This window comes from Ferrimonas futtsuensis DSM 18154 (assembly GCF_000422645.1).
In the GTDB taxonomy this organism is placed as follows: domain Bacteria; phylum Pseudomonadota; class Gammaproteobacteria; order Enterobacterales; family Shewanellaceae; genus Ferrimonas; species Ferrimonas futtsuensis.
Window position 1 is genome coordinate 67,510 of record NZ_AUGL01000019.1, and the last position, 15,348, is coordinate 82,857.

A 15,348-nucleotide genomic window follows, 5' to 3' on the forward strand; every position below is an offset into this window, starting at 1 on the left:
GAAACATTTTTTGATTTTTCATCGACTTAACTTCATGGTGTCGATTCAGCCCTGTCGGGCAAGCTCCGGTGTCAGGGTGGCCTGGCACAGGGTGAGCAGGTCCCGGAAGGGGTGGTTCTCCAGAGCACCAAAACCGGCCAGCTGTCTTGCTCGTACCTTGGTCAGCCAAGGGGTGGGCAGGCCGGACAGGAAGCGGGCAGCCAGTTCGGGGGTCAAGGGGTGTTGCAGCCCCTGCTGCAGCTTATCGGCCAGAGGGGTTATCCAGCGCTGCAGCTGCTCGGCATCTGGCATGGCCACAGGCTGGGGTTGTGGCAGGGCGGTGGCTTCACCACGGCACGCCGAGCAGTGGTTGCAGCGTTCAGGAGCCTGGGTGTCGCCGAAATAGCGAGCCAGGGCATGACTCAGACAGACCGGCTCTTGCAGCAGTAGCAGCATCTGGTCGATGCGGGCCACCTCCTGTTGCTGTTTGTCGATAAACTGCTGATGCAGTTGAGTGGCCAGGGACGGCAGGTCCGGCAGGGGAGAGCGCACCCTGAATACCTCGGTCATCTGTCGGGTTTGCAGCTCCACCAGATGCTGCTGGGCCAGGTATTCCAGGGCGGTCATGGCGCGGTTGCGGTCGGAGCCGTACTGGGCATGCAGGGCATCAAACTCCGGTTGATACCAGGTACGCGCCTTGTGGCTGTGTTGCAACAGGGCTCGAAGGAATTGCTGGCGTTCGCCCTCGAAACGGGTGAGCAGGCTGGCTTCCTCGACCAGCAGCTTGAACTTGATTTCGGCAAAGTAGCTGTATTGGGGCTCAATGATCCCCGCCATCTCCAGGTAGACCAGCAGGGTACGCAGGGGGAGCTGGCGGATGTTGCTCAGGGTCGACAGGGAGTTGGGCATCAGTTCCCACTGGGCGCCTGCCTCCGCCAGAGAGTCGAGCACCATCTGGATTCCGGACAGTTCCGGCGTGTCGCCGAAGACAAAGTTCTCCAGCAGGGTGCGATTGCTGGTGTCTGCCAGCAGCAGGCAGTGAGACAGTTGGCCATCGCGCCCCGCCCGACCGATCTCCTGAGAGTAGTTTTCCACCGACTTGGGGAGATCGAAGTGGATGACCCGTCGGATGTCGGCCTTGTCCACCCCCATGCCGAAGGCGATGGTGGCCACCACCACCGGGAGCCTGCCCGCCATAAAGGCCTGTTGGCAGGCACCGCGTTTATCATGGTCCATGCCGGCATGGTAAGCCTGAGCGGCGACCCCGTGCTGGCTCAGCCACTGGGCCAGATCATCGGCGCTGGCCTGTTGGGTGACATAGACGATGGTGGGCGCCTCGGGTGCTGCGGCCAGCGCATCGAGCAGGGCCGTGCGTTTCTGGGCTCCGCTGACGGCCCTCACCGTCAGATCCAGGTTGGGGCGATAGAAGCCGGTGGTTTCTACCCCGCTCTCTGGGATCTCAAATCGGGCGCACATGTCCTCTATCACCCTGGGGGTGGCCGTGGCCGTGAGCAGCAGCACCTGGGGTATCTTCAGCCAGCGCCGGTAGTCGGGCAGCTTCAGGTAATCGGGTCGGAAGTTATGACCCCATTCGGAGATGCAGTGGGCTTCATCCACCACCAGCATCGACAGCGGAACCTGACTGATGAAGCGGCGGAAACGCTCATTCTTCAGGCGCTCTACCGACACCATCAGGATCTTCAGCTCCCCTCGCTGAGCCTGCTGCATCACATCCCGGCTCTGTTCGAAACTCTGGCTGGAGTCGATGGCGGCGGCAGGAATACCGCGGCGCCGCAGGAAGGCCAGTTGATCCTGCATCAGGGCCAGCAGCGGAGAGATCACCAGGGTGAGGTGGGGCAGGGTCAGTGCCGGCAGTTGATAGCACAGGGATTTGCCGGAGCCAGTGGGGAAGATCGCCACGGCACTGTTGCCATCCAGCAGCCGCTGAATCACCGGTTCCTGACCGGGACGAAATTGGTCAAATCCAAAGTGTTGCTTGAGCAGTTGCCTGGGCATTAAGGGCTCCTGATGGAATGGGGTCATTTCAGTTTATGTCGTTGACTTGAGAGGGCAGATAGATTTCAGCCCGGGCGTTGGTCACCCCGGGCGTAGCTCTTACATCATGCCGAGGCGATCATCGGGCATCCATGAGTGCTTGCGTCCGCCTTCGGGTCAGTTCCGCCTTGATGTCGCCCCCTTTGAAACCTGCCTGGATGATGGGTTTCACCTCAACCTGATTGACCCGGGCCAACGCCTCCCTCAGCCATGCGGCCTGGGGGTAAGATTCTTGCTCAAGGCCCAACCTGCCCTGGGCGTCAGCCTGACACACCAGGATGAACTGCTCAAACCGCTCCGGCTTGCGCCAGGCATCGACGCCATCGAACAGCTTCAACAGCGTAGTGGGCTTGAGCTCCAGGGCCCGGTGGCCGTGCAGGTGCCAGCGGCAGCCAATCTCTGCCAGCTCCCTCGGCGTGTTGGGGACCTTCAGTCGCTGGCAAAGCACTGCCAGGGGAGCCAGGCCCCGTGTTTCATGGGCGATGTGTCTGGGCCACTCCGACGGAGGGGTCAGCGCCTTGCCCAGATCATGGGTCAGGGCGGCGAAGCGCACGGCCACAGATTCGGACAGGTCAGAGGCTCGCTTGAGTACCATCAGGGTGTGAACCAGGGAATCGATCTCTGGGTGATGGACCTCGGGCTGAGGGACTCCATCCAGGGCGGACAGCTCCGGCATCAGCACCTGCAGAGCGCCACAGCGATGCAGCACCTCGAAGAATACCCAGGGGCAGGGGCCGGCCAGGGCACGCTCGGTTTCACTCCAGACCCGCTCCGGGGTCAGGTGGGACAGTTCTCCGGACCCGGCGAGGTCCGCCATCAGTGCCAGGGTTTCATCCGCCACCGCAAAGCCCTGGGGGTGGAATCGGGCGGCAAAGCGGGCCACCCGCAGCACCCGAAGAGGATCTTCCACAAAGGCGGGGGAGACGTGGCGCAGCACTCTGGCCTCCAGGTCCGCCCGGCCCTGATAGGGATCGTGCAACTGGCCCTCGCTGTCCATGGCGATGGCGTTGACCGTCAGATCGCGGCGTAGCAGGTCCTGCTCGAGAGTCACGTCCGGGTCGGAACAGACCTCGAACCCGGTGTAGCCATGGCCGGATTTGGTCTCGGTGCGGGCCAGGGCGTACTCCTCATGGGTCTGCGGGTGCAAAAAAACCGGAAAGCTCTTGCCCACGCTCTGGTAACCCTGCGCCAGCATCTGCTCCGGGGTGGCACCCACCACCAGATGATCCCTGTCCTTCACCTCCAGCCCCAACAGCTGATCGCGCACCGCACCGCCTACCAGGTAGATCTCCACCTTTTTCTCCTAAAAATCGCTGTTTCGTCATTATATGGCCTGGTGGCTTTGACAAGCCAGATGACACACCTTACCTTGGGCGAATTCGACCAAGAACCGCGCAAAAGCTATGTATAAGGGATTTTATGGGCTAGCGGAGAGCCCCTTCTCCATCGCTCCCAACCCCGCTTTCCTGTTTCTCAGTGGCCGACATCGTGAGGCCCTGGCTCACCTGACCTATGGTCTGGGGGAGAATGGTGGCTTCGTGCTGCTGACCGGAGAGGTGGGAACCGGCAAGACCACAGTGTCCCGCAGCCTGCTCAAGCAGCTGCCGGATGACACTGACACCGCCTTTATCCTCAATCCGGCCCTGACAGAGCTGGAGCTGTTGGCGACCCTGTGTGATGAGCTGACGATCCCCTATGACCCCGAGCCGACGCTCAAGCAGCTGACCGACAAGATCAGTGCCTTCCTGCTGGCCAACCATAAGGCGGGCCGCAATACGGTGATGATCATCGACGAGGCTCAGCACCTTAAGCCTGAAGTGCTGGAGCAGCTGCGATTGCTGACCAACCTGGAGACCGACACCCGCAAGCTGTTGCAGGTGATCCTCATCGGCCAGCCAGAGCTGCAGGAGTTGCTGCAGCGTCGCGAGCTGCGCCAGCTGGCTCAGCGCATTACCGCCCGTTACCACCTGCTGCCTCTGACCAAAGAGGAGGTGTCTCACTATGTTCAGCACCGCCTGCAGGTGGCGGGAAGGGCTCAGCCCCTGTTCAAGTCCGGTGCCATCAAGGCACTGCACCAGTACAGTGGCGGGGTGCCCAGGGTGATCAACCTGCTGTGTGAGCGGGCCCTGATGGGAGGCTATGCGCACCAGAAGATCTACCTGGGGCGCAGAGAGGTGGAGTCCGCTGCGGCAGAGGTGTTGGGCATCAAGGCCAAAGCCAAAGGGCGTTGGCCCTGGATGGCGGGCACGCTGGCCGCCGGTATTGCCGCCGCTGCCGTGGTTTATGCCCTGACACCCAAGCCGGAGTTCGTGCCCCCAGTCCAGTCCCAGCCTAAGGTAGCGGTCCCTCAGTTGAGCCGGTTTGCCGATGATCTTCAGGCCTATCAGGCCCTGCTGCATCATTGGCAGCAACCGGTGCCAGCCACCGCGCCCTGTGAGTTTGCCGGGTCCCGGGGCCTGGCGTGCCTGGATGGCGTCAGCAGCTGGCAGCAGTTGCTGGAGATGGACTATCCGGCGGTGGTCAGTCTGCGGGGCCAGGATGGTGCTCTCTTCTATGGTGCCTTGCTCAGCACCGGCGACCAAGCCGACTCGCCGCTGACTCTGCAGTTCGGCGATCAGTGGGTATCGGCCAGTAAGTCTTGGTTTATAAGCCATTTCGATGGCCACTACAGCCTGATTTGGCAACCGTCCGGCCAGTTACCAAGACTGGTGGGCGAAGGCAGCCCCCAAGGTCAGGTTCAGTGGCTGGAGAACACCCTGAGCCGGTTGCAGCATCGCTCGGCCCGAATGCTTGGCAGCTACGATCTGGAGCTGAAACAACAGGTGATGAGTTTCCAGCGCCGCTTTGGCCTGGAGGTGGATGGCATCGCCGGACGACAAACTCTGGAGCTGCTCAGCCTGATGAGCAGTGAACAGGGGCCCAGACTCAGCCGCGGAGGAGACGCCTGATGTCCTATCTGTTGGATGCGGTAGGCCGCGAGAAACAGCAACAGGGTCAGCTGGATCCTGCCTTGGCGGCGCCGCTGGCACCGAAACGCACCTTGCCCTGGCACTATGGCTGGCCGTTGATTGGCACAGCCCTTGGCGTGGGACTTGGCTGGTTGGCCGTCAGCCTGCAGCCCCACCCCGAGCCCGTGGAGGCGGTGGCTGCTCCGGAACTGCAGGTGGTCAAACAGGTGGTGATGCCCATTCCCGTGGCCTGGGAGCAACATGTCCAGGCGGCTGAGCCCCAATATGTCTACAAGCCTCGGGAGGATCAGATTGCACCTGAGATCACCGATGCCGAGTTCAAGGCCGAGGTGCTCACCCAGGATCGCCAATTGATTGACCAAGATAACCCCTCTGCCGAGGCCAAGCCTCAAGTGGCCGCGCCAGCGACCAGGGAGGTTCCACCGACGGCTGCGAAGGAGGCTGAGCCTGCCAATGCCAAGCTGCTGGCGGCCTTCGAGCGTGCAGTGGCCGATCTCGAACTGGAGCCCGAGGTGGTCACAGAGCCCGAGCCGGCCCCCGAGCCCGAGATCAGTGCCGAGTCTCTGCTCAATCCACAGGCCAGTGCGGCGACGGTACCGGCCGAGGTGCCCAAGCTGGGCAGTCTGCCCTGGAACTTCCAGAAGCGGCTGCCTGACATCAACATCACCGCCCATGTCTACTCCTCGGAAGTGGAAAATCGCTGGCTCAGGGCCAACGGCAGGGAGCTGCAGGAGGGAGACAGTGTGGCACCCGGGGTGATGCTGCGAGAGATACGCCCCAATGAGGTGATCCTGGAGATGTCGGGCCAGGCATTCAGCGTGCCCGCCCTGGGCCAGCTCTGAACAGTCGCAGCGCACTGCCTGCAACGATTCTATAAAGCCTGGAAGGGGAGCGTCGCCCCCCTTCCATCTTCACATGTTAAAACAGCATGTTGGGCCAGGTATTCCTGATATACTGGCCCAAAATTGCTGTATCTTGCTTCCGAGTCATCGGCGGGAGAGACTATGATTATTGCGTTCACTGTCTCTCGGGAAAAGTCACTAAAAGCCCGGAGTAGGGAGTCCCGTGAATATCCAAACCCTATGGAGTAACCCCTGGATTCGTCGGGGTACTTGGGGCCTGCTGGTCCTGCTTATCTATCTTCTGCTCACCGGCTGGGGACTGCCCCGGTTGATTCAGAGCCAGGCTCCCAAGTGGGTGGCCGAGAACCTCAATGGTCAGCTCACCCTGGACAAGGTGGCTTTTCACCCCTTTGCCTGGCGATTGCAGGTCGATGGTGTCCGCCTGGAGGGGGACGATGGCGAGCGGGTGATGGGCCTGCAACAACTGGTGCTGGATCTCGATCCCATGCATTCACTGTTCACCTGGAGCGGTCGCATCAAGACCCTCTCACTGAAGGGGCCCGAGCTGGCGGTCAGTGAGCTGGGCCAGGGACGGAGTAATCTGGGCGTCCTGCTCAAACCTCTGACTGAATCCAGTGCTGCCCCTGAGGCCGAGCCTCAGGAGCTCACCGTACCGCAACTGTATATCGCCGACCTCAAACTGGAGAGTGGCGTGGTGAGCTATCGCCGCCACGATGGGGCGAGCACCCAGTTCACCGACCTGGAGCTGAATGCCCAGGATCTGGCCCTGGCGGGGGCAGACAATAAGGTGGCTCTGGCACTGTCCGGCTCAGGCGGGGGCCGCCTGTTGATTGAGGCGACCGCGTCACTGGCGCCAGCGGACATTCAGATGCAACTGGCCCTGGATGATCTGGACCTGACCCGTTACTGGCCCTTTATCAAAGACCTGTTCCATTTCCAGCTGGATCAGGGACGGCTGGATCTGCACACCTCAGTGCGATTTCAGCGGGACGGCAATGACTCCTCTCTGACGCTGAATGAGGGAGCCATTGAGCTGTCCGGCCTGAATCTCTCCAGTGAACTGGGCCCGCTGCTGACCCTGGCGAAAACCCGGGTGGAGGGGATAAACCTGGATCTGGCGGATCGCACCCTGGAGATCGATAAACTGGCCCTTGAGCAGGGGCAGATCATCGGCGTGAACAGCGAGCAGGGACTGGATTGGGTGACTCTGTTTCGGCCGGTGGCTGCCGAGGGAACCGATTCTCAGCCGGCGCCTGAGGCCCCGGACACTGAGCCCGAGACGCCCTGGCGGGTGAAGCTGGCGGGAAGCAGTGTCGAACAGTTTCGCCTGACTCTGGAGGATCAGGTACCGAGCGAGGCGACGAGCTGGATCCTGGATCTGGATCGGGTTACGGCGGGGCCGGTCTTCAATGATCTGAGTCAGCCCATCGCGCTGGAGCTGCTCAGCCGAATCAATGACGATGCGGCGTTCCGGGCCAAAGGAGAGCTGGTGCCAGACACCCTCAATGCCCAGTTTGAGCTGAATCTGGAGCGTTTCCCTCTGATGGCGACCATTCCCTACTGGCAGCAGCTGGTGCCACTGAAGTTGACGTCCGGCAGCCTGACCAGTGGCGGTACTCTGACCCTGTCCGGTGTTGACCCCCTGGATCTGAGTTATGAGGGGCAGTTGGCAATCCAGGAGCTGGTGACCCAGGATCCGGCTCAGGACCGGGATTTCGTCAAATGGCAGCAGCTGGATGTGAACCGCATGACGGTGGGCACCGCTCCGCTGTCGGTTGTCCTGGATACTGTCTCTGTTGCTCAGCCCTACGCCAGGGTGATCATTGACGAGGATGGCAGCACCAACATTCAGCAGCTGCTGGGGGCCGAGGCTCAGCCCGAAGAGGTGGAGGCCAGTGCCACCATCGACGAGAGTGGTGAGACTGAGCCGCTGCAGCTGAGCGTGAACACCATAGAATTGGTGGACGGGGCGGCCTTTTTTGCCGACAACAGCCTGACCCCGAAATTTGCCACCGGCATTGAGACTCTGGGAGGCAGCATCACCGGGCTGAATTCAGACCCAGCCTCCCGCGCCAAGGTGGATATCCATGGCCAGGTGGATCGCTACGCACCCATGAGCCTGACCGGTGAGCTGCAGCCTCTGGTGCCTGACAGCTATCTGGATATGGCCCTGACCTTCGACAACGTGGATCTCATCTCCCTGAACGCCTATTCCGGCACCTATGCCGGTTACTACATCGATCAGGGCCAGCTGGATCTCTACCTCAACTACAAGCTTGAGAACCGTAAGATGGTGGGCAGCAACCGGGCGGTGGTGGACAAGCTGAAGCTGGGTAAGCGCAGTGATTCCGACAAGGCCACCACTTTGCCGGTGGCCCTGGCTGTGGCTCTGCTGCAGGACAGCAACGGCGTCATCGACCTGGGGCTGGAAGTCCAGGGCGACGTGGACGATCCCAGTTTTGCCATCGGCCCCTTGGTGGGCAAGGCGCTGTTCAATGCCATCACCAAGGTGGTGACCTCGCCCTTCTCCCTGCTGGGTTCTCTGCTCGAAGGGGAAGAGCCTCCTTCCGAGGTGCTGTTTGAGCCGGGGACTGCGGTCCTGTCGGCGCGGGCACAGGATCAGTTGACGCAGCTGGCCAAGGGCTTGGGTCAGCGGCCAGGACTGAGCCTGTCGCTCAGTGGAGCGGTGTCTGTTGCCGCCGATCGCAGTGCCCTGGCGGCCTCGGCCCTGGCCGGTGAGCTGGGGTTTGACACAACCCCGGCCGAGGGACTGACAACCGAACAGCAGACACTGCTGGTGGCGGCGTATGAGCGCCGGTTTGGCATCGGCAGTGCTCCACCGCCACCGGAAGGCCAGCCTCCGCAGGAGTGGCAGCAGGGGCTGTATAACCAGATGCTTGCCAGGGTAAACCTGCCACTGGACGCGTTGCCGGAGTTGGCGGCATCCAGGGCTGAAGAGGTTAAGCGGTTGCTGATCACTCAACTGGGTCTCAGCGCCGAGCGGGTGTTTGTTCGTGAAAGTCGTCTGGAGCTTGATCAGAGCGGGCCCAAGGTAGTGATGTCCCTGGAAGCACTCTAGAGCAGCGTAGCGATAACCCAGAAACAGACAGGCCGCCCATTTGGCGGCCTGTGTTGTTTCTGGCTGTCGCCTGGAATCCCTAGCCATCACCCAGGGTCAGCAGGGTGGCATTGCCACCGATGGCGGTGATGTTGTTGGTGCGGGTCTTTTCGGTAACAAAGCGGGTCAGGTAGTGGGGCCCGCCCGCCTTGGGGCCGGTGCCGGAGAGGCCCTGGCCACCGAAGGGCTGAACGCCCACCACGGCGCCGATCTGATTGCGGTTGATGTAGGCGTTACCCACATTCACCTGATCGGCGATCTTCAGTGCATGGGATTCGTTGCGGCTGTGGATCCCCAGGGTCAGGCCGAAGCCGGTGCTGTTGATCTCCTCGACCACCTTATTCAGATCACTGCTCTTGTAGCGAATCAGGTGGAGGATGGGGCCGAAATGCTCCTTCTCCAGCTGGCCGATGTGGCGGATCTCCACGGCGGTGGGCTGGATGAAGGTGCCGTTGCCACACTCGGAGGAGAGGGGCGCCTGGCAGATCAGTTTGCCCTCTTTGGAGATGCGGTCGATGTGGGCCAGCAGGTTGTTCTGGGCGGTCTCATCGATGACCGGACCCAGGTCGGTCTTATGCAAGGCCGGGTTGCCCACGTGCAGCTGAGCCATGGCGCCCTTGAGCAGTTCAGTCACCTTATCGGCGATGTCATCCTGAACGTAGAGTACCCGCAAGGCCGAACAGCGCTGACCGGCACTGGCGAAGGCAGACTGGACCACATCCTTGACCACCTGCTCAGGCAGAGAGGTGGAGTCCACCACCATGGCGTTCTGGCCGCCGGTCTCCGCCACCAGGGGCACGATGGCGCCGTCTCGTCCCGCCAGGGAGCGGTTGATCACCTTGGCGGTCTGGGTGGAGCCGGTAAAGCAGACGCCTCCGATGCGGTCATCGGCCGTCAGGGTTCCTCCTACCAGGGCGCCGCTGCCCGGCAACAGGGCCAGGGCGTCGCCGGGCACCCCGGCTTCGTGGGCCAGTTGCACGGCGCGGTAGGCCACCAGACTGGTTTGTTCGGCGGGCTTGGCGATGACGGTGTTGCCGGTGACCAGGGCGGCCACCACCTGACCGAGGAAGATTGCCAGGGGGAAGTTCCAGGGGCTGATGCACAGGAAGGTGCCGCGGCCCTGGACAAAGAGTTCGTTCAGTTCGCCGGTGGGGCCGGGGAGTATCGTGGTTTCCCCTTGCATCTTACGGGCCTGCACTGCGTAGTAGCGACAGAAGTCCACCGCTTCACGCACCTCGTCGATGCCATCCTGCAGGGTCTTGCCCGCTTCGCGGGTGCACAGGGCGATAAGCTCCTCCCTGTGGGTTTCCAGCAGGTCGGCCAGCTTATCGATGGCAGTGGCCCGCACATCGACGTCGGTGCGGTTCCACGCCGGGAAGGCCGCGTTGGTTACCTTCACGGCTTGCTCGATGGCATTGGCGTCGGCGAAATGTACCTGACCAACACTGCGACTGCGATCCTGGGGGCTGGTCACGGCGATGGGGTCACCACAGCGGATGATCTCACCACCGATCAGGGGGGCGGCGTGCCACTGGGTCTCCTTGAAGCTGTCCAGCTTGGCAAAGAAGGTGCGAGATTCGGCAGCAATGTTCATGTTGATTCCTTTCGAGTTGCGTCGCTCACTGCCAAAGATGGCCTCTGGCAGGACAATCTTGTTGTTATGCAGGGTGGGGCAGGCGGTCAGGGTCGTTACCGGGTGTTCGATCAGGCTCTCTACCGGAGTATTGGGGTCCACGACCTTGTGTACGAAGGAGGAGTTGGCGCCGTTCTCCAGCAGCCGGCGTACCAGGTAGGGCAGCAGATCTTCGTGGGCACCCACCGGCGCATAGATGCGCACTGACTGGTGGTGTTTGGACAGCACCGGGTCGTACAGCTCCTGACCCATGCCGTGCAGTCGCTGGAACTCAATCTCGCGGTCGCCGGCCATGTCCATCACCGCCGCAACGGTGTGGGCGTTGTGACTGGCGAATTGAGGGTAGATGTTGCCTCTGGTCAGATCGGACAGCAGGTAGCGGGTGCAGGCCAGATAAGAGACATCGGTGGCGGATTTGCGGGTAAATACCGGGTAGTTGTCCACCCCCAGCTGCTGACAGTGTTTGATCTCACTGTCCCAGTACGCTCCTTTTACCAAGCGCACAGGAATGCGATCACCCTGTTCATCGGCCAGGGCGTTGAGCCAGCACAATACCGGCAGGGCGGTTTTGGCGTAGGCCTGAACCACCACACCGAAGTTGCCCCAGCCCTTGGCGTCCTCGCTGCGATAGAGCTTTTCGAACAGTTCGAGGTAGAGTTCCAGCCGGTCGGCTTCTTCGGCATCCATGGTGATGCCGACGCCGAATTGTCGACCTTGGCGAATCAGCTCAATCATCCAGCTGTACAGTTCGTCCAGCACCAACTCCCGGTGCGCGGCCTCAAACTTGGGGTGGATGGCGGTGAGCTTCACCGAAATGGTGGGCAGGGGGCCGTCGCTGTGTTTGTACTGGTGGTTGCCCAGATTGTGGATGGCGTCCAGGTACTCCTGAAAGTGGCGTTTGGCGTCATCCATGGTCAGGGCGCCTTCACCCAGCATGTCGTAGGAGTGGGTGTATCCCAGGCCGCGGTTGTCTTCGCTGTTCTTCAGGGCTTCGCTGATGTTGCGACCCAGGACAAACTGCTTCCCCATGATCTTCATGGCGGTGTACATCGCCTTGCGGATGATGGGTTCGCCCACACGGTTGACCAGGCGGGCCAGCAGGTTATTGGGGTTGCCGTCGAGGGTTTTGTCCAGGGTGACCACTTTACCGGTCAGCATCAGTCCCCAGGTTGACGCGTTGACCAGTACCGAGTCTGATCCCTTGAGGTGGCTGGCCCAGTCGGCACCGGAGAGCTTGTCTTCAATCAGTGCATCGGCGGTGGCGGCATCGGGGATGCGCAACAGGGCTTCCGCCAGACACATCAGGATGATCCCCTCCTGGGTCTCCAGGCTGTATTGCTGCAGGAAGGCATCGATACCCACCGCCAGTCCACGTTTCTCGACGCTACGGACTTCGGTAACCAGATTGGCCGCCTTCTTGGTGATGCGGTCGATGCTTGCCTGGTCTTGCGGCACCAGCTGCAGCAACTCGCTGAGATAATCCGACTCGTCTGCGCCGTGGTTGACGCTGATCGCCTCTTTCAGGCTCGCCAGATCGGTGGATACTCCATTAGCCAGTACTTGGCTTGCTTTAAACATCGCGTGTCCCTCGTAATCCATGGGGCGGCGCGGCAATCTGTGATCTGCTTTGTTTTTGTATACAATCCGCGCCAACGGCGCGCACAGTATATCGTTAAACTGTGAAGTGAAACAGGCTTTGTGGGCGTTTTGTGCACCTGGGGTTCAATTGGAAGTGCAAAGGGGCGTGGCGTGGGTGCCAGGAATTAAAAAGCCGATAAAAATTATCGGCTTAGTTTCTGATTTCAAGGTTGTGGCGGGCAGCAGCGGTTAAACCCAGCCACTCTGGCCGCGACTACGGCGCTTGGGCCTGGGCAGGTAGGCGATGATCAGCCCCAGTACCAGCCCGGCACCGGCCACCATGCCGCCCTGTTGCAGCCATTGCCAGCGCTCGCTGTTCTGCATGCTCTGATTCTCTTCCTTAAGCTGCTCATTTTCGGCAGAGAGTGATTCCAGAGTGGTCCTAAGGTCAGCTTCGATATTGGTGGCATCACGCTGAGTGGTTTCCAGTTGACTGTTGAGCTGGGAGACCTGCTCCAGCAACTCACCGGTGCGGGACTGTTCCTGCTCCAGCTGTTGCTTGAGACTGGCCACTTCGCCATTCAACCGAGGCACCGCCAGACGGAAGCTCTCCTCTTGGGTCAACTGGGTTTGCTGAACCCAACCGGTGCGCTCCTTGTCGTCGACGATCTGCACATAGTCGCCCTGCTTCTGTCCCGTCAGCACTACAGGCATACCAGCCTTCACGGACCCCAGAATGCGGAACTGAGTGCCCGGCCCCGAGTGCAGGTAGATATAGATCTCCTCTGAGATGCTGTAGTTGCTCTCAGCGGCGGTGACTTGCGGGGCCAGCAGGGCAGCGCTGAGCAGCGCGGCGATGGCCAGAGGTTTGTGCGACATATTCAGAACCCTTAATACAGAAAACCCGCTGCCCGTTAAGACAGCGGGTGATATCAGCTAAGGATATTAACCCAGCACGGCGCGAATCAAGTAGAAAATCGCAATGGACAGACCGGCACCGGCAGGCAGGGTGATGACCCAGGAGACCACGATGTTGCGAACAACACCCAGGTTCAGTGCGGCGATGCCACGTGCCATACCCACACCCAGAACCGCACCAACCAGTGTCTGAGTGGTGGAGATGGGCAGACCGGTACCGGAAGCGATGACCACGGTAGACGCGGCAGCCAGCTCGGCGGCGAAGCCGCGGCTTGGGGTCAGGTGGGTGATGTTCTTGCCGATGGTCATGATCACCCGGCTACCCAGAGTGGCCAGACCGATTACGATACCCACGCCGCCCAGAGGCAGAATCCACCAGACCAGAGGTGCCTTGGCCACAATCTCACCTTGAGCGTGAACGATGGACACTACTGCGGCCAGAGGACCAATGGCGTTGGCCACGTCGTTGGAGCCGTGTGCGAAGGCCATGCCACAGGCGGTCACCACCATCAGCAGGGCGAAGACCTTCTCCACGTTGGCAAAGTGCATTTCACGGTCGGCGCTGGGATCCAGCTTCAGTCGGCCGATGAAGAACTTACCAATCAGGGCAACGGTGATGGAGATGGCGATGGCCAGGCCCCAGGCTTCGAGGTTGTCAAAATGCAGACCAACGTGTTTCAGGCCCTTCTTGATGGTCACCAGAGAGAGCACCATGCCCGCCAGACCCATGTAGAAGGGCACGTAGCGCTTGGCATTCTTCAGCGGGTCTTCGGTATCGAAGATCAGCTTCTGGGCACTCTGGAAGATGACGTAGGCGATGAAACCGGCGATCGCTGGGGTCACAATCCAGGAACCTACGATGCCAGCAACCTTACCCCAGTTGACGCTGTCTACGCCCACGCCGACAGCGGCGAAACCGATAATGGCACCGATGATGGAGTGGGTGGTGGACACCGGCCAACCCAGGATGGAGGCAGCAACCAGCCAAATACCTGCAGCCAACAGGGCGGAGATCATGCCGTACACCAGCAATTCGGGCTGGTCGATAAAGAAGGCGGAATCGATGATCCCTTTACGAATGGTGGAGGTTACCTCTCCCCCGGCCAGATAAGCGCCGGCAAACTCGAAGATCATCGCAATGACGATCGCCTGTTTGATGGTCAGAGCGCCTGAGCCAACCGAAGTCCCCATGGCATTGGCGACGTCGTTTGCGCCAATACCGTAAGCCATCAGAAAACCGAATAATGCGGCCACCACAATCAAAATGGGGCCGTAATTTACCAGTACTTCTACCATGGTAAACCCTTAACTTTTTGTATTGTCTCGACTTAAGCGCGAGCTAACATGAGTTCCAGACGAGAGCCAACCCGCTCTGCCTGGTCGGCCAGATCTCCGGCCCACTCGAGAATCTTGTACAGGAACATCACATCCACAGGATTGAGGTCTTTCTCAATGCTGAACAGACGACGGCGCAGGCTGATCTGCATGTGATCGGTGTCGTCTTCGATGCGGTCCAGTTGTTGGATCATCTCTTCAACCAGATTTACTTCCCGTCCCCGGAAACCGGTTTCCAGAAGGTCATCCAGCTCGTTGATGGCCTTGGAGGCTTGAGACACTGCGTCAACGCAGCGCTGCAGGTAGGATTTGAGATCGTCCTGAAGATCGGCGGGCATCACCATTTCACGACCGATGATACGGCCGGCGATGTCTTTCGCCTTGTTGGCGATCTTGTCCTGCTGAGTCAGTAGCTCGAGCATGTCGGTGCGTTCCACCGGCATAAACAGGCCACCTGGCAGGGTCAGACGGATCTCCCGCTTGAGAACATCCGCTTCACGCTCCAGACGGCTTACTTCGCCCTGGAGTTCGCGGGCACGTTCCCACTTTTGGTCAATAACTGCTTCCATAAAAGGAATCAGCATCTTGGACGCTTCGTGCACCTTATGCATGTGCTCTTGAAGCGGTTTAATGGGTGACTTCGCGAAGACACCTAAGATCGTATTTACTGGCATAGCCAAAGAACCTTCTGCTTTGCTCTCAATAGCATTGGCGGGCGCATGTTACCCTATGCACCAATATAAGCAACATCAAAAATCTGGCCTTCTGTGGAGTAATTATAACCGCTGGCTATAAAAATCCCGACGAATCAAGGCTGGGAGCATCCTATGCCAGTAATGTGACACTTATATGACATTCTTTCACTTTACTGACAACAGTATGAATTTTTAAAGAAACTTA

The 15,348-nt window shown here is 60.4% G+C and carries 9 protein-coding genes; 3 read left to right on the forward strand and 6 right to left on the reverse strand.

Going from position 1 to position 15,348, the window contains the following annotated elements; translation table 11 throughout:
* Positions 1 to 45: 45 nt before the first annotated feature.
* Entirely contained in the window at positions 46 to 1,995 is a 1,950-nt protein-coding gene (locus G505_RS0113190) for a RecQ family ATP-dependent DNA helicase (protein WP_028109984.1), read from the reverse strand.
* Positions 1,996 to 2,113: 118 nt separating this feature from the next.
* The gene (locus G505_RS0113195; protein WP_028109985.1) at positions 2,114 to 3,328 is read right to left on the reverse strand and encodes a multifunctional CCA addition/repair protein; all 1,215 of its coding nucleotides are present in this window, start codon (positions 3,326 to 3,328) and stop codon (positions 2,114 to 2,116) included.
* A gap of 109 nt (positions 3,329 to 3,437) precedes the next feature.
* On the opposite strand from G505_RS0113195, the gene G505_RS0113200 reads away from it, so the two are divergent.
* From G505_RS0113200 to G505_RS0113210, 3 genes are all read left to right on the forward strand, one after another.
* Positions 3,438 to 4,982, forward strand: coding sequence for an ExeA family protein (locus tag G505_RS0113200; protein ID WP_028109986.1), 1,545 nt, complete (start codon positions 3,438 to 3,440; stop codon positions 4,980 to 4,982).
* Positions 4,982 to 5,845, forward strand: coding sequence for a general secretion pathway protein GspB (locus G505_RS22490; protein ID WP_028109987.1), 864 nt, complete (start codon positions 4,982 to 4,984; stop codon positions 5,843 to 5,845). The genes G505_RS0113200 and G505_RS22490 overlap by 1 nt, the downstream gene beginning before the upstream one ends.
* Positions 5,846 to 6,068: 223 nt before the next feature.
* Entirely contained in the window at positions 6,069 to 8,945 is a 2,877-nt protein-coding gene (locus G505_RS0113210; RefSeq protein WP_028109988.1) for a DUF748 domain-containing protein, read from the forward strand.
* 79 nt (positions 8,946 to 9,024) lie between these two features.
* On the opposite strand, the gene putA is transcribed toward G505_RS0113210, so the two are convergent.
* From putA to G505_RS0113230, 4 genes are all read right to left on the reverse strand, one after another.
* On the reverse strand, positions 9,025 to 12,195 hold the full coding sequence (putA, locus tag G505_RS0113215; RefSeq protein WP_028109989.1) for a bifunctional proline dehydrogenase/L-glutamate gamma-semialdehyde dehydrogenase PutA: 3,171 nt from the start codon (positions 12,193 to 12,195) through the stop codon (positions 9,025 to 9,027).
* Between the two features lie 249 nt (positions 12,196 to 12,444).
* The gene (locus G505_RS0113220) at positions 12,445 to 13,074 is read right to left on the reverse strand and encodes a TIGR04211 family SH3 domain-containing protein (RefSeq protein WP_035385392.1); all 630 of its coding nucleotides are present in this window, start codon (positions 13,072 to 13,074) and stop codon (positions 12,445 to 12,447) included.
* A 66-nt stretch (positions 13,075 to 13,140) separates the two neighbouring features.
* Positions 13,141 to 14,409: an inorganic phosphate transporter gene (locus tag G505_RS0113225; protein ID WP_028109991.1), complete on the reverse strand. Its 1,269-nt coding sequence runs from the start codon at positions 14,407 to 14,409 to the stop codon at positions 13,141 to 13,143.
* A 32-nt stretch (positions 14,410 to 14,441) separates the two neighbouring features.
* Positions 14,442 to 15,122 carry a TIGR00153 family protein gene (locus tag G505_RS0113230; RefSeq protein ID WP_028109992.1) on the reverse strand — a complete coding sequence of 227 codons (681 nt, stop codon included), beginning with the start codon at positions 15,120 to 15,122 and terminating at the stop codon, positions 14,442 to 14,444.
* Positions 15,123 to 15,348: the final 226 nt, after the last annotated feature.